The following is a 19569-nucleotide window of genomic DNA, read 5'->3' on the forward strand; positions in this document are numbered from 1 at the left end:
TGAGACTTTTTCAGTGCCCTCCATTGGGTTGTCCCTTTTTTATTTTATGGATCGCGCTATCGCTCGTGCTGAACTATGGATGTAATGTCAGATTATATCAATTATCCGTTAATTATCTGTACAGTACTCGTGAGTTTTTATTGTAATTGCTAAATTTATCAGACAAGGTTATATATGCAGATATCGATGGATGCAAATAAGAATAGAGAAAAAATAAGTTCCGGTTTTTTTTCAGTGCTGACGTATAATGTCGCGGGATTACCCGGGATTATTTCGTCGGCAATTACAGGTAGAAGCAGGAGTATTGCCGAAATTGGAAGGAAGATCAATCCTTTTGATATCGTGAATGTGCAGGAAGATTTTAACTACAATAGAAGTTTGTATTTAGGCGGTAATTTACATCCATATCGTACAAAAACAAAGGGCCGTGTTCCCTTTGGTGATGGTTTAAATACCCTGTCTCATTTCCCAATGACTGATGTTATCCGTATTCCATGGAAAAAACGTACGGGGGCAGATTTTTTAACACCCAAGGGCTTTACTTTTGTTCAAGTGGAGATTGTGCCTGATGTTTGGCTGGATGTCTACAATGTCCATGCAAATGCACAAAATAGCAGAAAAGCTTCAAGTGCACGTCGCGATAATCTGAATCAGTTGCGCGATTATATCCGTGAACATTCGGGCGATAGGTCAATTCTTGTGATGGGCGATTTTAATGCACATTATAGTTTTTGTGATGATAATCTGCATGATTTTATGGATTCAACGGCTTTGGTTGATAGCTGGGTTGAACTGGAAAATGGGGGCTTAGTGCCAGAGGCTCGCCACGAGTTTAAACCCCAGCATATGTTGTCGATATGTAATCAGAGCGAATCCATTGATAAGATTCTTTACAGGAGCAGCAGTGACCTCAGTCTTGCTGCCCGGGACTATAATATAGAAAACAATCTATTCACAAATGTCAAGGGGCTGCCGTTGTCGGATCATTATGCGTTGGCACTCAATTTTAATTGGGCGATCCACCCTTAGTAGCTGTAACTTAGACTGAATGTTGGCACTATACGTTGCGTTGTCGTGTTGTCATTGATATAGGTTCCCTTAATGATGAATTCGAAATCCGGAAGCGGATATCTGAAGGCGTTAAAGTCAAGTGAAACGTATGCGCCGAAGCTTTTTGGTGAAACGTCAGTGTGTTTGTGAATATTTTGATAGTCGGCGAACATTCCGCCTTTTACGCGCTTAATATAAGCCAGTGACCCTAATCCAAGGTCGGGATAAGCTATTGGAAAACGGTAGTTGACCAATACGGTATTTTTTACTTTTTCATATTTGTAATAGCTAAATCCGCTCACTAAAGGGATATCGTTGATATATTGATAAATTCCCGATCCTGTTTGGGCACTCAATCGGATCTGAAAACCGTGATTGCTCCTAAACCCTGGAAGATAAAATATTGTTCGTGCCGATAGGATATCACCTTTTGCGTGGTTTTCAAAGGGCGTATGTCGATAGGTGACACTCATATTTTGCCCCCATCTTGGGTAAAGATCCATTCTGGCCATTCGGGCGTTGCGATTGAGATAAAGCTGGTATGTCAATGGAAAGGCGGTTTCATCATTAAAATTTTTGACATCGGTACGGCTCAGATCATAACGTTTAAGATAGGCGGTAGCCAGGTTGAAACCGGTGGAATAGATGTAGTCTCTTCTGTAAAAGGAAATGGGGATAGCGATTTGTGAGGATATATAATGCTCCCTCCAGTCAAAGCGGATGCTGCTATCCGGTTTGTTAGGGATGCTTGCCGCGGCGATCTGCCCCCTGTTTTCGTAACGCAAGGAAAATTTTGGAAAGTATTTATTGTAAGTAAGTTCGGCGGAATATATTCCTTTTCGAATATCCGTATCGTATTCGTATCCTAATGCAATTTGTGTGGTGTTTAAGATGTTGTTTGACAACCAGAACACGCCAGGTTTAAAGTTGTCAAAACTCTCAAAATTACTGCTGCTTAAGGAAAGACTATGAAAATTGAAGGTTCGTCCGAGACCATTATAGGGGACGATTTGGCTATACTGACTGGTATCTACTGAGATTGAAGCGATGTTTTTGACACTGTCTTTGGTCAATGCAGTAGCGTAGTAGTGTGAAAAATAATCCGTTTCGGGAGCAATAGCAAATGAGGTGTCAATAGATGTTTGACCGATTTTATAACCATCAAATTGGTAATCATTGAAGAATAATTGTTTAGTTTCTTTATCGTAAAATGGGTTAAATGCGCCAAACTGTGCCTTCGTCAGAAGTTCCTTGTTGCCGGTTAAAAGGTCTATTGTGTAGATGTTGTCGATACCATTAAAGTTTGCTTTTGCCATAATTTTCGTACTCGAAAGGTATTGTGGTCGCTCAAATTGCTGACTCCCCCAAGCTGTTAGGTTAGTAATTTTATCACTTTTTAGATCAATTTCGCATATAGCAGTTCCTGTTTGTGACAATCGTATAGCAATAACTTTGTCGCCTTGGGCGTTGAAAGCAGGATGTTGGAGCTGTTCAGCATCACTTATTTTGATCCGTTTGACGACAGTGTTGTTTTTAAGGCTTATTAGCGTTAGATAACTATCGTTGGATAAATCTACTTCGACGCAAGCGATGACCTCCTCTAATGGGCTAAAAACAGGTGAATAATATCTAGATTGCTTGGTAATCTGTTTAATTTTTCCTGTTTGGAGGTTCATGATATTAATGATGCTATATGTTCGCTTATTGAAACGGGGGTCTTTGTGAAGCTCATCCCACATGATGTAGTGACTATTTACATCGAAATGTGCCGTTAGTTGGATGCCCGTTTTAACCAGCATATTTTCTGCTTTTGTTGACGTATCAAAAGTATATATAGCGTTTGTCTTTTGTGGATTTTCCCGGATAAAATAGATCGTCCCATTCTTGTATTTCGGCAATAAATTGCTGTTATAATATCGGTTGTTTTTTTTGTCTATTTCTGTGTATTTTTTGTAGTGATAATTGGCTGTTTTTGTCTTCCATATTGTGTCCAAATTTGCAATAGTTTTACGGTATAGATAGGCGCTATTCCCACCGATTTTTTTCTTTAAGACACGATTGATATTATAAGGGAACAGTGGTTTTCGATTTAGTTCTGAAAAGAGATCCGCTTCATAATTTGGCGGCAATTCTGATTTTAACGTCGAGGTCATCAGATAGCCTATTGTGTAGTAACTGGGAACGATATCTTTATAGGATCCCAATAAATATTTATTAAAACTATAGTTACGATTTGTTTGAAAGTTAGCTTTTATCGGCATTTCAAAAGCGGGTAATCTTCCCCTTCCTCCTTCAGAATATAGGGTCTCCGTCAGGGTGGCATCGCCTTCGAAGTACCACGAAGGAACAGTCAGTCCATAGTAAGCAAGAGCGAGCTGCTCAAAAAATGGTGCGCGTAATTTTCCTGTCAATTTGTCAAACTGATTGACGTGCCTAGACTCGTGAAGGATCAAATTGGGTAACCAAGTTTGGTTGTCGGGCTCTGCTCCAGCGGTGCTATATAACTCAGATTTACGCGGCGATAACTGGACAAAACCATTTGTTTGGAGGTTGGTGTTGTGAATAATGAAGGGAATCTTTCTAGGTTTAATTTTATAGTTTCTTGAAGTTGCACGGAGTGATCGGCTAAGTTGATCCGCTAGGGTGGGGGCTTTGTCCTTCATTTCCGCTGGGAAAATAAGTTGAAAATTTGCTGTCTCAATCTTCAGCCATTTTTGGCTTGAAGGTGCTTGGCTATCTTCAAAAAACTGAGCAAAAGATTTTTTTGAAGACATGGTTAATGTGATTACTGTTAATAAACTGATAATTATATGTTTATGATTCATTATTTTTCATATATTAGGGTTTTGCTATTTTTTTTAGTTTTATTTTTCCTTTATATGTCAACTTTAAGTTTCTATATTTAGTATTTAACTATTGAATATTAGATGTTTGTATATTTTTAATTTCTTTTTTTTATTATATTTTTTTTGTCTAAAATAGGCTTGAAAAGTGTTTAGGATATTACTTGAATGTTCCTTTACTTAACAGGTTAAAGCACACGACGAATATACTTAAATAATTGGCGATTCAATGCTTTTGCACTAAAAATTTGATCGCTTTTTTTAATCGGTTTCTCTGACTTTATTGCTTTGGCACTTGCACTGGATTTGTGCGTGAACGGGTGCTGAATTCATTTTTTTTGTTGTGAAAAGTCACGTAGTAAGTTTTAAATAGATAGGTCATATCTTTTCCTTTTCACATTGTACCTATTAGAGGTGATCATGTAATTAGATTAGCCTTTTTCTACATAATGACATAATGTCTTGTTTTTGTGTTGAGAGGTGGATTGCAATTACGATGTGCATGCGAAATACCTTGCTCAATAACTGCATTTTATTATTTATTTTTTTATGCAGAATTTGCTTTAAAAAAGCGATTTTTGTAACATATAAATTTTGTGTAGATGTAGGATTTTTTAAATGGATTAGGAGATATGGAAGAACTGGAAATGCACGTGAATCAAATAGAGCAATTGATAGCAAGTGGAGATGTTGTTGGTCTGGAAGAATTTTTGAATGAATTGAATATTTCTGAAGTAGAGGAGCTGATTGATGAACTGCCCGAACATGGTTCGCTATTTATAGAGTCATTAAATTTGAACCGTGCAGTAAACGTTTTTCGTATCCTGGATTTTCCTACGCAGAACAGGATTTTTAAAAAGCTTTCTAAAGCAAAAATAAGCGCCCTAATTAACGAGTTACCACCGGATGATCGTACCTCATTTTTTTCCGAAATGAAGGATGATATCAAGCATTTAATTTTATTGTTACCGCCCAAAGATCGCGTTGAGGCATTGGCGCTGCTAGGGTACCCGGAGGATAGTGTTGGACGCTTAATGACCCCTGATTATATCACCGTAAAAGAGCATTGGAGTATTGAGCGGATATTGGGTCATATCAGGCGTTATGGAAGGGATTCTGAGACGATAGATGTATTGTATGTGATTGATGGTGCGGGTAAGCTAATTGATGATATACGCATCAAAGATGTATTGATGGCGGAGCCCGATACAGTGGTTGGGGAATTGATCGATCATCGCTTAATATCGTTAAATGCTTATGACCCGCAGGAGGAAGCAATCAACATCTTCCGGATGAATAATCGGGTGGCCTTGCCTGTTGTTGATGAACATGGCGTGATGTTGGGGATTGTTACCGTTGATGATATTCTTTGGGTTGCCAACGAGGAGTATACCGAAGACATGCAGCGTATCGGGGGAACCGAGGCATTGGATGAGCCCTATCTGGATGTATCGATTAAGAACTTGGTGAAGAAGAGAGCCGGTTGGCTTATTGTGCTTTTTCTTGGGCAACTTTTGACAGCGACAGTGATTGAACATTTTGAAGAGCAAATGGCGAGTGCGATTATGTTATTCGCGCTGATGCCTGTTATTATTTCCAGCGGTGGGAATAGTGGTTCACAGGCGTCGACATTGATTATTCAGGCTATGGCTTTGGGGGAAGTTACGCTAGGCGACTGGTGGCGGGTGATGCGCAGGGAGATCATATCGGGCTTGCTCTTGGGACTTATTTTGGGTACATTAGGTTTTGTAAGGATCATGGCTTGGCAGTCTTTTGCACATAGCTATGGGGAGTACTGGGTACTGGTTGCGTTGGTTATTTCTTTATCCTTAGTCGGTGTTGTACTATGGGGGTCGCTAATGGGATCTATGTTGCCTTTTGTGATGAAGCGGCTAGGAGCTGATCCTGCGAGTTCGTCGGCACCCTTTGTGTCGACTTTGGTCGATGTCACCGGCTTGTTGATTTATTTTAGCGTGGCTACGCTTATTTTGAAAGATGTATTGCTTTAAGTGGGATCGAATTTGCATTATTAGTGATGGATATGTTCATATTCTTCGCTAACAAAAGAACAGTAAAGTTCGTTTCGAAGCTGAGAAAGGGGTTTTTTAAAGTGGAGTGGGAAAATAAAAATAAATTATTCTAATTGGAATTTAGGAAGTTGTAAAAAATGTGCTCAAAAAATTTGTAGTATTCTAATAATCTTCCGATACTTGCATCACGGAAACGCAATAGGGTCTCCGGAAAAATTGAAAAATACTCCTGAATAGCTCAGCAGGTTAGAGCATCTGACTGTTAATCAGAGGGTCGCTGGTTCGAGCCCAGCTTCAGGAGCAATGCGATAACTTACATAACCGGGGTTATCTATACTATTCAATTTTTCATTCCTGAATAGCTCAGCCGGTTAGAGCATCTGACTGTTAATCAGAGGGTCGCTGGTTCGAGCCCAGCTTCAGGAGCAGCAATGCAATAATTTTATTTGCATAACAAATTAAAATGTACTACTTTTGTACACTCAATGAGAAAGTAATTTCTCGGGATTAAATTCCTGAATAGCTCAGCAGGTTAGAGCATCTGACTGTTAATCAGAGGGTCGCTGGTTCGAGCCCAGCTTCAGGAGCAATATTTAAACCGGCTTTATGCCGGTTTTTTTGTTTACCATGCTTATAAAAAGACTATGAGTTTAGTAATTATTGGTACGGTGGCTTTCGACACAATAGAGACGCCGTTCGGTAAAACTGACAAAATTCTAGGTGGTGCCGGCACATTCGCAAGTCTGGCGGCATCCTATCTGTGTGATCAAATCAAGTTGGTCAGCGTTGTTGGAGAAGATTTTGGAAACGACCATTTTGATCTTATCAAGAACCGTGGTATAGATGTAACGGGCGTGCAGGTGATAAATGGCGGGCAAACTTTTTATTGGTCGGGCAGATATCATAATGACATGAATAGCCGCGATACTTTAGCTACGGACTTAAATGTATTGGCTGAATTTGACCCCATTATTCCAGAGAGCTACCAGGATTGTGAATATCTTCTCTTAGGTAACCTTACCCCTCATATACAATTGACAACCTTGGCGCGCTTAAAACACAAGCCGAAGTTAGTTGTACTCGATACAATGAATTACTGGATGAATGTTGCGATGGATGACTTAAGAAAGGTTCTTCTGAAGGTGGATGTATTAGCTATAAATGATTCAGAAGCCAGACAACTATCTGGCGAATATTCTCTTGTTAAGGCTGCAAAAGTTATTTTAGAAATGGGGCCGCGCTATTTAATTATTAAAAAGGGTGAGCACGGTGCACTTCTTTTCGGTGAGAATCAGATTTTTTCTGCTCCGGCACTTCCCCTGGCAGATGTTTTCGATCCAACCGGTGCAGGTGATTCCTTTGCAGGAGGTTTTATTGGATATCTAGCGAAAGTAAAAAGTATAAACTTTACAAATATGAAGAATGCGTTGATTTTCGGTTCTGCGCTAGCTTCATTTTGTGTAGAGAAATTTGGAACAGATCGCTTGGTTAGCCTCACTCAAGAGGACATACAAAAGCGATTGAACGCGTTTGTAGCCCTGTCTCAGTTTAATTTATAATCACTTATCTTTCAGTTTTCCGATAATTTGGAATTTTAAAAATACAGCGTCTGAATGAGGAGCGTCTTGAAGCTCCTCAGTTAGATCTTGTCCAGCCCAATGCTCGTAATGCATGCCATTTTTCCACAGTCTACTTTCGCCGACATCATAAATGTATCCACGATAGGCAACCCAGATCTGCGGTTTGTCGCAGCCGTTCCTTAAAGCCAATTGACTTTTGCTATATTCTAATAATTCCTCTGCCATTAGTAATGTTAAGTTGGCGAAGATATAAAAACTAGGCTACTTTATACGCCGATAGCGATCTTTTCATTAATTTTCTGGCTACATGTATTCTTGTCTTTACTGTTCCGATGGGGATATTGAGGTGTTCAGATATCTCATGATATTTAAAACCTTCAAAGTACAATGTAAAGGGGATATAATACTCTTCGGAAAGACTTGATAATGCTTCGTGGATGTCTTGCAGTACAAATTTACTTTCTCCCTGATTGGAGGAAGCAGACAAGAGGAGGTTTGCATTAGAAATATCCTGATCTTTCGTGATGAAGGAATTTGTTTTTACAATGCGTCTATAATTATTAATAAACGTGTTTTTCATGATGGTATAGAGCCATCCTTTTAAATTTGTTCCTTCTCTGAAATTTTTAAAATAGGTTACAGCTTTCAGAATTGTATCCTGAACGAGATCGTTTGCATCTTCGTAATCACTGGTAAAATTTCTGGCGTAGAGTTTTAATGAGTCAGATTGCTCAATCACCATGGTGTCAAATTCATTCTTAGTCATAGCTTAATGAATTATAACTGTTCTTTTTACAAAACAGTAAGTTTATAAAATGAGGTTCATTAAGTATGAGGCAAATAATGCGCCAAAAATGATAAAATATGATTTGTTAATGTAATTTTAAGGTTATTTTAAGGCCAATAAAAATGTTTTATGGCTAACTTTAAGTAAATAAAATTAGCTAAAAGTGATTCTATGGTGCTTTGAAGCGTTTTTCTAACCCGCTTTTATTTGTGGAAAGTCAAAACGGATTAGTTAGCGGTTTTTATAATAAATTTACCTCACGCTCTAACGTAACGCCGAATTTATCGGCTACGTCGCTTATTATATGTTCCGACAGCTTGTAAATTTCCTGTCCACTAGCGTTTTGTCTATTTATTAGTACAAGTGCTTGATTTTTCCATACACCCGCTTGTCCATATGTTTTTCCTTTCCAACCGCATTGCTCTATTAACCATCCTGCAGCTAATTTTGTTTCATTATTGGGCATGGGATAGTGCGGAATAGTTGGGTATTCTTTTTGGAGCGTAGCAAAGAATGATTCAGTGACTATGGGATTTTTAAAAAAACTTCCTGCATTTCCGACTGTACTCGGGTCGGGAAGCTTTTCCACGCGTATTTTGGAGACAACGGTTGCAACGTCGGCGATACTTGGATTGGTTATATTTTCTTTATCAAGCTCCACTTCTATTGCGCCATAACTTGTATTGATATGAGGGATTAGGCTGAGTTTATAGGTTACTTGAGTGATAATAAACCGGCCCTTATGTGCTGTTTTAAAGATACTATCCCTGTAGGAAAAGCAGCAATCTTCTTTCTGGAATCGTATAAAGCTACCTGTACGTGTATCAAAAGCCTGGCATTCGTGGAAGATATACATTAATTCTGCCCCATATGCACCTATATTTTGAACAGGAGAGGCGCCTACAGTTCCAGGAATCAGCGCCATGTTTTCGACCCCAGCGTAATTATGCTCAATGCAATACCAGACGAAGTCGTTCCAGATTTCTCCCGCTTGCGCTGTTACATAGACATCGTTGCCATCAATTTTTGACTGTATGCCTTTGCTTGTCATGCGGATGATATATCCCTCGAAAGCTTTGGTGAACAAAACATTGCTTCCAGCTCCCAAAACAAAAAAATTGTCTTTAAAAATGTTGTTTTTAAAAATTTCGGTCAATGTTTCATTATCATTCACTTCAATGAGAAAATTTGCCTTTTCCTCTATTCCAAACGTATTGAAAGGTTTCAAAGAAATATTCGATTGAACGTTTAATTCCATATTGACTTTAATTTTCAGAAATTCAAAAAAATCAGCTATCTTTAGCATGATAATCGGTAAAGATAGTATAAACCGTTTATTTAACGATAAAAAATATAAGTTTAATGGGTAATGCAGATGTAAAAAGAATCAAAATTCTAGAGGCTGCGACAAGGCGCTTTGCACACTTCGGAATGGCTAAGACAACGATGTCGGAAATAGCTAAAGATCTCAATTTTTCAAAAGCATTGCTGTATTACTATTTTCCAGACAAAAATAGCTTATATTCTGCTGTCTTCGAATATGTAATTGATAAAATGATCGAGGATCTGGAGGATGTCATAGGGAGGGGAGGCGACTTCGAGGAAATCATGATGTACTCCATTGATATGCGTGTCAAAATTATCAATCAATATTATAATTTGTTTGAATATACCATGAAGATGGTGAAAGAACTTCCCGATGAATTGGAGCAGGTGTTTAAAGAGTCTTATCTTCGGGAAGTTGAAATTATTGAGAAGATTCTGAAGATCGGCATCGATGCTGGAGAAATACAGGTTGAAGATATTAATGAAACGGCGAGAATTCTTTTATACTCGCTGTTCGGTATGCGTATGGGCATACTGAAGGATATGAAAAACATGTTATTTCCCACAAAAGAGGAATTCGATCATATCCTCAGTTTGCAAAAGAAAATGATGAAAATCTTCTTAAATGGCCTACGATTTCAGGTTAAGTAAGTGTTGATTGAAGAATGTGTCCGATAATCTGTTTGGCATGGATTCGTGAATTTTCAATAAACCATAGGTGAGTGTTTAAGCCGCCACAAACCACACCTGCTAGATAGATTCCCGCTACATTTGTTTCCATCGTGTCTTCATTATGACTTGGAATACAAGGCGCTTCTAGTGGAATATCAATCCCGATCTTTTTCAAAAAATCAAAATTGGGTCGATAACCCGTTAATGCCAGCACAAAGTCATTTTCGAGTTCGATAGTACCCTTTGGGGTTTGTATGTGCGCGGAAGTCGGTGTTACTTCGGTCAAGCAGCTATTATAATAGACATTAATTTCCCCCGCAGCAATTCGATTTTCAATATCAGGTTTTACCCAGTATTTTACCCGATGGCTAATTGCGCTACCACGGATAACCAAAGAAACTTGAGCTCCTTTTCGAAAAGTTTCCAGCGCAGCATCAATAGATGAATTACTAGCCCCCACAACAATTACTTTTTGACTGCTATAATAATGCGGGTCATCGTAATAATGCCTGACTTTGGGAAGTTCTTCGCCCGGAATATTGAGCAACATCGGAATGTCGTAAAAGCCGGTTGCAATAATGATTTTTTTGCTCAAATACATCCTTTTGCTGCTGGTAACCAAAAATCCGGATCCTTCCTGCTTGATATCAAGTACTTCTTCGAAGAGGTGTGTATCTAGGGCGAACTTTTGCTGTATACGTCTGTAATACTCCAAAGCCTCCATCCGTTTGGGCTTAGGATTGGTTGTTACAAAAGGAATATCTCCAATTTCTAATCTTTCGGAGGAAGAGAAAAAAGTCATATTCTGGGGATAATTATAAAGAGAATTAACCAAACAGCCTTTTTCAAGGATAAGATAATTTAAATTTGATTCTTTCGCTTCTAGGGCACAAGCTAAGCCAATTGGCCCGCCGCCAACTATAATCAGGTCGTACTGTTTCATGCTATCACTCATGATGTAAATGTCGATAATTTTATAGAATAAATCAGCTTAAAGCCTTTTGCAGATCATTTTCTGACATTGTTGTGCTTTTGGTGTGGAGATCCTGAACTATTTTATGTAGATCTTGAGCAATTTTACTTAAAAATTCTAACTGTTCGGTCAGGAGCTGTCCATCTACTGAACTGGTGTCTGCATGGGCAAATCGATCGTTTGGAATCTCGATGATCAAAGGAACGAATTCCTTGGTACTATCTTCGGAATGTAGGAGCTGAATGGATTGTTCAAGTGAGCTTAAGATTTTTCGGATTGCCCGAACATGGTCCTTATTGATATAATTATTGTCCATTTCGTCAAGATGGTTCATTAAAGTCACCGAGAAAGAAGCCAAAATATGGTTGAATATGACGAATTTATTGACTTCCTTCGTATATTTTTGACGTTTTTTTGGTTCCGTCAGCATCCGTTGGAATGTAGAACCCATATTGGCTGTTTCTACATAGACAGCCTTGCGGGTCAATTTATAATCGGTGACAGAAGGTGCTTGGCCTGCAATTTCTTTCAACGCCTGAACGATGTAATTGTAGTTGGCGATCAGTAGCTTACGCATGGATTCCTTGACTTGCATGCTTTCCCAATTAGGGAAAATAACATAACTGGATAGGAACGCGATCATACCGCCTATAAAAGTATCCAATATTCGTTCTTTTGTGACATCCAAGGTATTGGCACTGACGAAGCTCAGCATAATCAATACATATGGTGTCATAAAAAGTACGGCAATAACATAATTGACTCGGAACAAGCTATATGCAGTTAGAAAAAAGAATACCAACAGTACGAATAGCACAGTGGGGTCATGAATGGTTAAGAGGATAAGAGCTCCTATGAGCCCACCTATTGTTGTTCCGATAAGCCGTTGAATATTTCGTTCTTTTGTGAGTCCAAAGCCAGGTTTTAAGATCACCATAATCGTGAGCAGGATCCAGTATACATTGTTGGTGATATTGGTTACTTCAAACACATAATAAGTGATCGACATGACAATTGCCATCCGGCAGGCATGTCGAAATATAGTCGATTTTAAAGTAAGGTTTTCACGAAACTTTTTTAAATCGATTGCGGAGCTCTGAACAAAGCGTTTTGCATCATCAATTTCTTTTCGTTTGACATCATCGGGCTGTAGATGTGAATAGCCATATATATTTCTGATTCGGCGGACAAGATCGCGCAAATTGATTAATACTTTGCGTAAAGCGAACGTGCTGTACTGCTGGTTTCTATCCAGCTGATCGATTTTAGCATGAAGACGGCTGAGATCAGCGTCGAAATCATATAAGGGTTTAGGCTGAGTATTTGTATTGAGCTGATACGCTAAATTATCAAGCTCATTGGTGTATTTTAAGATTACATTTTTGAAATCTTCTAATATTCCAGTGGGGCCAAAGCGCTCACTGATGGCGTTATAATCATAATGCGCTGCCATACTTTGCTCAAAGAGGTCAACGATATCGTTGAAAACGAGTGTTAGGTAGCGTCCCACTTTCGTGGTATCTTTAATCGATCGTTTACTCTGAAACAGTACATCCCGTAAGTTTTCCTGATGCTGATTGACTTCAACTTGTTTGTCAATGAGCTTCAGGTAATTTTTGTCGTTATCGATTTTGGCATCGTAAAAATTAGCTTTCAGCCGGATGTAATCTGCGACATAACGGATAGTTTCGGATAGTTCCTGTTCAGCCAACCGGTAAGGACGAACCTGGGTGATGGAAAGACTGATGGCGATATACCATAATCCTCCTAATGTATAAAAGCCTAAATAGTTGAAGGCTTCGGCGATGGGGTAGTGAATCTGTACATGAATCAACATCATCAGAATACACATGAGACCGACATTGGCAGCTCTGCTATTGAATACCGCAAACATGGCGAATATAAAGCAAGCCATGCCGATGAATACTGCTAGTAGATATACATTTTGATTAACTAAATTGGTCAGAATAAAAGTTAACGTAGTCAAAATTGCTCCCGCAATCATCCCTTTCCTTCTGTGGCTGGGGGCTCCCGGTGTATCGGAAAGGCCCACTAGAAGGGCACCCAAGGAAACGATTGTTCCATTGGTAAACTGTCCGAAAGTAGCAAATATAAGGACAGGCACGATACATCCGATAGTGATTCGGAGTCCATCAGCAAAATATTGGCTGTAGAAAAAACTTTTTATTTCTTGTGTCTGTTTCATAATGTATAGTACAAACTTAGATAAATTGCGTTTCATATTAAAAACAATTGTTCTTCGATATTACTCCATGGGCGCTGTAAATCGCTATTTCATTTATAGCCCTCTTTCGTATGAAGAAGCTTAATTTTTAATATTGATGGTGAACTCAGGATGGCAATATTAGTAGTGTTTGTTATTATGTTTATAATAATATAATTGTTTTTTTGATCAATTTATATTTTTTTATTTGTTTAAATATAATATTATTATATTTGGAGGCATAGGGTAATTTCAGAGATATTACAGAATTTCAAGAGTCACCTAAACTCTCTTGACCACTTTCAAAGATTTAAATATGAAGCAAAGTAAAAATGAAGCCGTCTTTCAGGACGAGGTATTGACACGCTTTGAGCTTTTCAAAAGTTTGTTTTTAACATTGCCGTTTCAACGTGTTAAAGATACCGGAACTTTATTGCCATTTTTTGCAAAGCAATGTGAAAAGGGTGTCGATCAACATTTAACTCCTGATGAGATCATAAAGAGTTTCTTCGATCAGCATGAGGAATTTTCTTCGGAAGAGCAACGTATCGATTTGTTGTTTCGATTTGTTCAATATATAGAGCGTCAGGTCGTCTTATTTGACGCGATCGAAGATTCTTCATTTCAGATGGTCGGCCGTGGCGATGATGAAAACGTTTTGGGAGCATTGATTAAGAATGCCGAAGGCAGTGATGATATGCGCCGTAAGATCGTTTCTAAATTGAAGGATTTTTCTGTACGTCTCGTGTTGACTGCACATCCTACCCAGTTTTATCCCGGGCCAGTATTAGGTATTATAAACGACCTAATTGATGCAATCAAAACCAATGATATCCATAGTATTCACTTGTTGCTGCAGCAATTGGGTAAGACCCCATTCATCAATAAAAATAAACCTACTCCAGTAGATGAGGCTGCCAGTTTAGCGTGGTTTTTGGAAAATGTGTTTTATAAAGTCGCTTCGGAGATTCAGTCGTTTATTGATGATGAACTGAATGTAGAGACAGAAGAAGTGAAACAATTGATCGAATTGGGCTTTTGGCCGGGAGGAGACCGAGATGGTAATCCAAACGTAAGTGTTGAGAGCACCAAGAAAGTTGCAGCCCTATTACGTACTATTTTATTTAGATGTTATTACAGGGATTTTCGTATCGTTAGGCGGCGAATTACCTTTCGTGGGGTTGAAGAATACATGGAAAATCTGCAAACATTGTTCTACGAAAATAGCTTTAATCCAGTTGATCATCCTGTGGACGAAACCGACAATATTATCGCTAATCTAAAAGCAATCAAAAATGTTTTAGAGGAATACCACAATGGTCTTTTCGTTGAGATTGTTGATGATTTACTCCGCAAAGTGATGACTTTTGGTTGTTTTTTCACTACATTGGATATCCGACAAGATAGTCGCATATTGCGTGAGGCTACCAATTATCTGATCCAGCACAACCAAGAGAAGACCGGGATGCCATTGGATTACCTAACACTGAGCGAAAGCGATAAGCAAAAGGCATTAAAATTCAAAGAACTTGACTTGACGGTAGGAGAGGATGCTGATGCGTTGACGAAGGATACTTCCGGAGTGATAAAATTATTGAAAGATATCCAGCGTTCGGGTTCTGAGCGAGCAGCACAACGCTTTATCATTAGTAATTGCCAACAGGCCAGTGACATCTTGGGACTCCGTCAACTATTTTTATGGTCAGGATGGAAAAAAGAGGCTTTGACGATAGATTTTGTGCCTTTGTTCGAGACTGTTGATGACTTGACTAGGGCCGCAGATGTAATGAAAACCTTGTACAGTAATAAGGAGTATAAAGCACATTTAAAACGAAGAGGAAATAAGCAGACGATCATGTTGGGCTATTCCGATAGCACGAAAGACGGTGGGTATCTGATGGCGAATTGGTCGATTTATCGTGCTAAAATCGAACTTACGGCGATATCACGCGAGTATGAAGTAGATCTGGTATTTTTTGACGGTCGTGGTGGCCCGCCAGCCCGGGGTGGAGGAAAAACACAACGTTTTTATGCATCTATGGGAAAAGAAATCGCAAATGATCATATTCAGTTGACGATTCAGGGACAAACAATCAGTAGTCAGTACGGTTCTTTAGATACAGCGCGATTTAATATTGAGCAATTGTTGCATGCCGGAATTATTTCTGACTTGAAACAACGTGTGGGCGACACATTAACGAAACATCAACAAGAAATCATTGACAAACTGGCTGAGCTAAGTCACCATAAATTTATGGATCTACGTACGAATGAATTATTTTTGCCGTATTTGGAAACCATGTCGCCATTAAAAGCGTTATCATCGATCAATATTTCAAGTAGACCTGTTAAACGTAATTCAGGCCGTGAGTTGCGGTTGGAAGATCTGCGCGCAATTAGTTTTGTGACCTCTTGGAGCCAACTGAAACAAAATATCCCTGGATTTTATGGGGTGGGAACTGCACTGCAATGGGCGGAAAAAAATAACCTTTGGAAGGATGTGCAGCAACTGTATGTTTCTTCGGGATTTTTTCAGACATTGATCGATAACTGTATGATGTCGATGACAAAATCCAATTTTGACATTACCGCTTACATGAAAGACGATCCGATTTATGGTGATTTTTGGAAATCACTGTACGCCGAATATCAGATCACCAAAGAATACCTGTTGAAACTTAGTGGAACGTCAAAACTGATGGAGAATTATCCAGTGGATCGTGAGTCTATTTTAGCGCGGGAAGGAATTGTGCTGCCCTTATTGGTTATACAGCATTTTGCTATTCGTGCATTGAATTCGGATCAGCTGACGGATGCACAACGTGAAGATTATTCGAAATTAATAGCGCGTACAATCTTTGGCGTTGTGAATGCGGGAAGAAATGTTGCGTAATTTTTCTTTCTTTTCGAGGATAGGGTTTCGGAGAACATATATTTTATCTACTTTTGTATAGTTAACAAAATTGATATGAAGATTAATAAGTTATTTATTGTTGCGGCTTGTGCGGGTACATTATTTGCATCTTGTGGACAAACAGCTGAAGATAGACAGCGTCAATATGCAAATGCATCCTTAGCAGATGGTGATGCATTTGCAATGATTAAATTCGTTGGCGAAAATGGAAACTGCTTGGTAAATCTTGCCGATGTAGCAGCAAAACAATCTACTTCAGCTGAGGTGAAAAATGTAGCTGCTAAGATTAAAGAAGCATACGTAGCCGTGTTACCAGAATTGGACAATCTAGCAAAGGAATTGCATGTTGGCGACGCACAACGCGGGGTGCCTGCATTTCAGATTCCAGCGTCAATAGGCTCAGACAGTATATCCGCATTCAACGATAAAGCATTTTTAGCACTTGTGGTTGAAAAACAAGGAGAGATCAATACAAGATTATCGCATGAGGAGCACAATACGAATAAAGATGTGATTCATGTTTCGGAAGAATCTTTGAAAAAATTGACAGAAATCTATACCTTAGCCGGTGGTAAAGTTGAAGAACATCACCACTAAGCAGTAGGCTAAAGAAATGAAGAAAGGAGTATTCATGTAAATGAATACTCTTTTTTTATGGCTAAGTCTGATCAAACTCCCTGCAATAATCGTTTGTTATTTGTTAAATTAATGATAACTTAACATTCGTATAACATAGTTTTTAATTACTGTGTTTATTTTAGCATAATTTAATGAAATTATATATAAAGTGAGATACGCCGCAATAGATATAGGCTCCAATGCAGTTCGTCTTTTGATAGCTGACATTATAGGACAAAAAGACCAATATAATTTTAAGAAAACTACACTGCTACGTGTTCCACTTCGTTTGGGGGATGATGCTTTTATTCATCAGGAAATATCACCACGGAAAGCAGAAAGTTTGGTGAAAACAATGAAAGCATTTCGCGAACTGATGGACGTATATCATGTGGAAGATTATATAGCCTGCGCCACTTCCGCTATGCGTGATGCGAGGAATGGAGCTGACATTGTTGCTGAGGTAAAGAAAAACGGTATAAACATCGATATTATAGAAGGTGCGAAAGAAGCCGAGATTATTTACAATAGCCATTGGGATAATAAGATGGAAAAGGATAAAGTTTACCTTTACATTGATGTAGGCGGTGGTAGTACAGAATTGTCGTTGTTTGCGAATGGCATTTTGGTCAACTCGCGGTCTTTTAATTTAGGAACAATACGAATTCTGGACAATCAGGACAAGGCCGAAACCTGGGATGAATTGAAAGAATGGGTGCGAAGTAATACACATATGTATAAGCAGGTGATTGGCATTGGTACGGGCGGTAATATTAATAAGCTTGCGCGCCTATCCAATGAAAAATTGGATAGGCCATTATCCTATGCCAAATTAAAAGCTGTATATGAACATTTATCGTCATTTTCTCTAAAAGAGCGTATAATTTTATTGGGTTTAAACGAAGATCGTGCAGACGTAATTATTCCTGCGAGTGAAATTTTCCTGACGATTATGAAGCATGGTCGTCTTAAACAAATCATCGTACCAAGAGTTGGGCTTGTTGACGGTGTAATTAGAACGTTGATCAATAGGAATTTAGTAAAATAATGCTTTAAAAAGGTGTTTTCGACTTGTAAAAGACCGAAAATTCTTTATTTTTGTGGTACCAAAGGTGATCATAAGCCCAGGTGGCGAAATTGGTAGACGCACCATCTTGAGGGGGTGGCGCTCGTATGGGCGTGGCAGTTCGAATCTGCTCCTGGGCACTTTAGCAGACAACTCTTTAAATTGAGTTTGTCTGCTTTTTTTATGCGTAAAAATCCGTTACTTCTTCGATAATTTCAATATTCAGCTGTTCTAACAACATCACAATACTTTATCCTATATGCAAAATTAAGAGGTTGTTATTTTGACAAAAATTTAATAATGTTTGGATATATGTTGGATTTGTATAAAATAAACGTTATCTTAGGTTATTAAATTTAATTTTTCTGATAATAAATACATATCGTTTATTTTTACCGATAGTAGAACTAGCCCATTAAAACGCGATTATGCTTACTAGAAATCTTTTGCTTCTTATCAGCACACTTGTATGGCTTAGCTGTACCAAAGATCCAATCGAGCCAAAAGTGGAACCACCTGTGGTGGTACCTACAGATACCACGAAAAATGAACCTACTTTTCCAAAGGATAAGTACGAAATTCGGAAAGTACAGTTACAGATGAGTGAACTTTTTGCCGATGACAACATTGATGAGCAGGTTTACTTAGGTGGTATATGGCACCTCAAGGATACGATAGAAGGTCCCCGTTTGGAAAGCCTGGAATCTAAGGCAAAAAAAGTAAAATTCCATTTTTTATCTCATAACGACGCATCTGTCGATTTGGGATTTTTTGAACCTAGTTATAATAATGTCCTTAACTATGCAAATAAGTTCGAAAAATCGAAACAGGTGAGCAGCATAATATTCAGTTCCAGTACGTTTGAAGATTATGCCCAAATACAAGGATATCTCGGTAACTCAAAAGATGTCAAAAAAATATTGTCGCTGGTTAAGAGGGGTGACTCAACGACAATTAACAAAACAAATAGTACACTGCGGGTAAGCAATGTCAATAAACTCACACTATTTATCGATTATACGGAATATCATGATGCTTATCCAGACTCTGAAGTGGCTGTTTTTACCAAGGCCGGTTATTCTCCTTACGTACTCTCCTCAGTAACTTACGGTACGCATACGATTCTGATGGGAGAAACGGATTCAACACGGGTAAGCTTAAATACAGCCATAGATAAAATATTGGATAACAAAACACTGGATGAATTAGATATTAAGGTACTTGATTGCAGTAGGCTACTGCTCTATTACCGTGGTGGCGGAAAGAGCAGCTTTATTCAATATCCAGCAGGAGCAAAAGCCATCAAAACAGCGCTTAGTGATATGCTTCTCTATAAAAAGCAAACGGAAAATAGTTTTAATAATCCTCTTACCTATGACTTTATGAGTCTTCAGGATTATAGCACGTTGCGGTATTACAATATATTTGACATAAGGGTTAAAAAACAAAAGTAAACGAGACAAAAGGGAAAGGAAATAAGTAGCGA

Annotated in this window: 14 protein-coding genes and 4 tRNA genes; 12 read left to right on the forward strand and 6 right to left on the reverse strand. The window is 38.6% G+C overall.

The window, feature by feature from the left end:
- Positions 1-174: 174 nt before the first annotated feature.
- Entirely contained in the window at positions 175-1029 is an 855-nt protein-coding gene (locus B2W36_RS11320; RefSeq protein ID WP_293881704.1) for an endonuclease/exonuclease/phosphatase family protein, read from the forward strand.
- Here the strand turns inward: B2W36_RS11320 and B2W36_RS11325 are convergent.
- Positions 1026-3824 (reverse strand): hypothetical protein, encoded by a 2799-nt coding sequence (locus B2W36_RS11325; protein WP_293887815.1) that lies wholly within the window; start codon positions 3822-3824, stop codon positions 1026-1028. The genes B2W36_RS11320 and B2W36_RS11325 overlap by 4 nt on opposite strands.
- A 701-nt stretch (positions 3825-4525) precedes the next feature.
- Between B2W36_RS11325 and mgtE the strand changes: the two genes are divergently transcribed.
- The 5 genes from mgtE (at position 4526) to B2W36_RS11350 (ending at position 7482) form a co-directional block, all read left to right on the forward strand.
- Entirely contained in the window at positions 4526-5902 is a 1377-nt protein-coding gene (mgtE, locus tag B2W36_RS11330; protein WP_293887816.1) for a magnesium transporter, read from the forward strand.
- Positions 5903-6150: 248 nt separating this feature from the next.
- Positions 6151-6224: transfer RNA gene (locus B2W36_RS11335), tRNA-Asn, on the forward strand.
- Positions 6225-6275: 51 nt separating this feature from the next.
- Positions 6276-6349 (forward strand) — tRNA-Asn (locus B2W36_RS11340).
- A gap of 87 nt (positions 6350-6436) precedes the next feature.
- Positions 6437-6510: transfer RNA gene (locus B2W36_RS11345), tRNA-Asn, on the forward strand.
- Positions 6511-6567: 57 nt separating this feature from the next.
- Positions 6568-7482, forward strand: a complete 915-nt coding sequence (locus B2W36_RS11350; protein ID WP_293887817.1) for a PfkB family carbohydrate kinase — start codon at positions 6568-6570, stop codon at positions 7480-7482.
- Here B2W36_RS11350 and B2W36_RS11355 read toward each other — a convergent pair whose 3' ends face one another.
- The 3 genes from B2W36_RS11355 to murB all read right to left on the reverse strand — a co-directional run bounded on the left by B2W36_RS11355 (position 7483) and on the right by murB (position 9596).
- Entirely contained in the window at positions 7483-7728 is a 246-nt protein-coding gene (locus B2W36_RS11355) for a cytochrome b5 domain-containing protein (protein ID WP_209576049.1), read from the reverse strand.
- A gap of 31 nt (positions 7729-7759) precedes the next feature.
- On the reverse strand, positions 7760-8269 hold the full coding sequence (locus B2W36_RS11360; protein ID WP_293881714.1) for an RNA polymerase sigma factor: 510 nt from the start codon (positions 8267-8269) through the stop codon (positions 7760-7762).
- 262 nt (positions 8270-8531) lie between these two features.
- Positions 8532-9596: a UDP-N-acetylmuramate dehydrogenase gene (gene murB, locus B2W36_RS11365; protein ID WP_293887818.1), complete on the reverse strand. Its 1065-nt coding sequence runs from the start codon at positions 9594-9596 to the stop codon at positions 8532-8534.
- 56 nt (positions 9597-9652) lie between these two features.
- On the opposite strand from murB, the gene B2W36_RS11370 reads away from it, so the two are divergent.
- On the forward strand, positions 9653-10267 hold the full coding sequence (locus tag B2W36_RS11370) for a TetR/AcrR family transcriptional regulator (RefSeq protein ID WP_209576044.1): 615 nt from the start codon (positions 9653-9655) through the stop codon (positions 10265-10267).
- Here B2W36_RS11370 and B2W36_RS11375 read toward each other — a convergent pair.
- Positions 10260-11243, reverse strand: a complete 984-nt coding sequence (locus B2W36_RS11375) for a YpdA family putative bacillithiol disulfide reductase (protein ID WP_293887819.1) — start codon at positions 11241-11243, stop codon at positions 10260-10262. The genes B2W36_RS11370 and B2W36_RS11375 overlap by 8 nt on opposite strands.
- Positions 11244-11274: 31 nt before the next feature.
- Positions 11275-13467 carry an FUSC family protein gene (locus B2W36_RS11380; RefSeq protein ID WP_293887820.1) on the reverse strand — a complete coding sequence of 731 codons (2193 nt, stop codon included), beginning with the start codon at positions 13465-13467 and terminating at the stop codon, positions 11275-11277.
- 334 nt (positions 13468-13801) lie between these two features.
- Between B2W36_RS11380 and B2W36_RS11385 the strand changes: the two genes are divergently transcribed.
- The 5 genes from B2W36_RS11385 (at position 13802) to B2W36_RS11405 (ending at position 19537) form a co-directional block, all read left to right on the forward strand.
- Entirely contained in the window at positions 13802-16378 is a 2577-nt protein-coding gene (locus B2W36_RS11385) for a phosphoenolpyruvate carboxylase (RefSeq protein WP_293881722.1), read from the forward strand.
- A 75-nt stretch (positions 16379-16453) separates the two neighbouring features.
- The gene (locus B2W36_RS11390; protein WP_293881724.1) at positions 16454-16996 is read left to right on the forward strand and encodes a hypothetical protein; all 543 of its coding nucleotides are present in this window, start codon (positions 16454-16456) and stop codon (positions 16994-16996) included.
- A 190-nt stretch (positions 16997-17186) separates the two neighbouring features.
- A complete protein-coding gene (locus B2W36_RS11395) occupies positions 17187-18065 on the forward strand; it encodes an exopolyphosphatase (protein ID WP_209576038.1) in 879 nt (292 codons plus the stop codon).
- Positions 18066-18139: 74 nt separating this feature from the next.
- Positions 18140-18223, forward strand: a tRNA-Leu gene (locus B2W36_RS11400).
- A gap of 288 nt (positions 18224-18511) precedes the next feature.
- The gene (locus tag B2W36_RS11405; RefSeq protein ID WP_293881728.1) at positions 18512-19537 is read left to right on the forward strand and encodes a hypothetical protein; all 1026 of its coding nucleotides are present in this window, start codon (positions 18512-18514) and stop codon (positions 19535-19537) included.
- Positions 19538-19569 lie beyond the last annotated feature (32 nt).

It is taken from the genome of Sphingobacterium sp. UBA3549, assembly GCF_002376635.1.
Lineage (GTDB): Bacteria > Bacteroidota > Bacteroidia > Sphingobacteriales > Sphingobacteriaceae > Sphingobacterium.

Coding starts and splice junctions, on each gene's coding strand:
- B2W36_RS11350 (WP_293887817.1), top strand. CDS start 6,568: ATGAGTTTAGTAATTATTGGTACGGTGGCTTTCGACACAATAGAGACG.
- B2W36_RS11370 (WP_209576044.1), top strand. CDS start 9,653: ATGGGTAATGCAGATGTAAAAAGAATCAAAATTCTAGAGGCTGCGACA.
- B2W36_RS11375 (WP_293887819.1), bottom strand. CDS start 11,243: ATGAGTGATAGCATGAAACAGTACGACCTGATTATAGTTGGCGGCGGG.
- B2W36_RS11405 (WP_293881728.1), top strand. CDS start 18,512: ATGCTTACTAGAAATCTTTTGCTTCTTATCAGCACACTTGTATGGCTT.
- B2W36_RS11325 (WP_293887815.1), bottom strand. CDS start 3,824: ATGTCTTCAAAAAAATCTTTTGCTCAGTTTTTTGAAGATAGCCAAGCA.
- B2W36_RS11355 (WP_209576049.1), bottom strand. CDS start 7,728: ATGGCAGAGGAATTATTAGAATATAGCAAAAGTCAATTGGCTTTAAGG.
- B2W36_RS11385 (WP_293881722.1), top strand. CDS start 13,802: ATGAAGCAAAGTAAAAATGAAGCCGTCTTTCAGGACGAGGTATTGACA.
- mgtE (WP_293887816.1), top strand. CDS start 4,526: ATGGAAGAACTGGAAATGCACGTGAATCAAATAGAGCAATTGATAGCA.
- B2W36_RS11320 (WP_293881704.1), top strand. CDS start 175: ATGCAGATATCGATGGATGCAAATAAGAATAGAGAAAAAATAAGTTCC.
- B2W36_RS11380 (WP_293887820.1), bottom strand. CDS start 13,467: ATGAAACAGACACAAGAAATAAAAAGTTTTTTCTACAGCCAATATTTT.
- B2W36_RS11390 (WP_293881724.1), top strand. CDS start 16,454: ATGAAGATTAATAAGTTATTTATTGTTGCGGCTTGTGCGGGTACATTA.
- B2W36_RS11360 (WP_293881714.1), bottom strand. CDS start 8,269: ATGACTAAGAATGAATTTGACACCATGGTGATTGAGCAATCTGACTCA.
- murB (WP_293887818.1), bottom strand. CDS start 9,596: ATGCTAAAGATAGCTGATTTTTTTGAATTTCTGAAAATTAAAGTCAAT.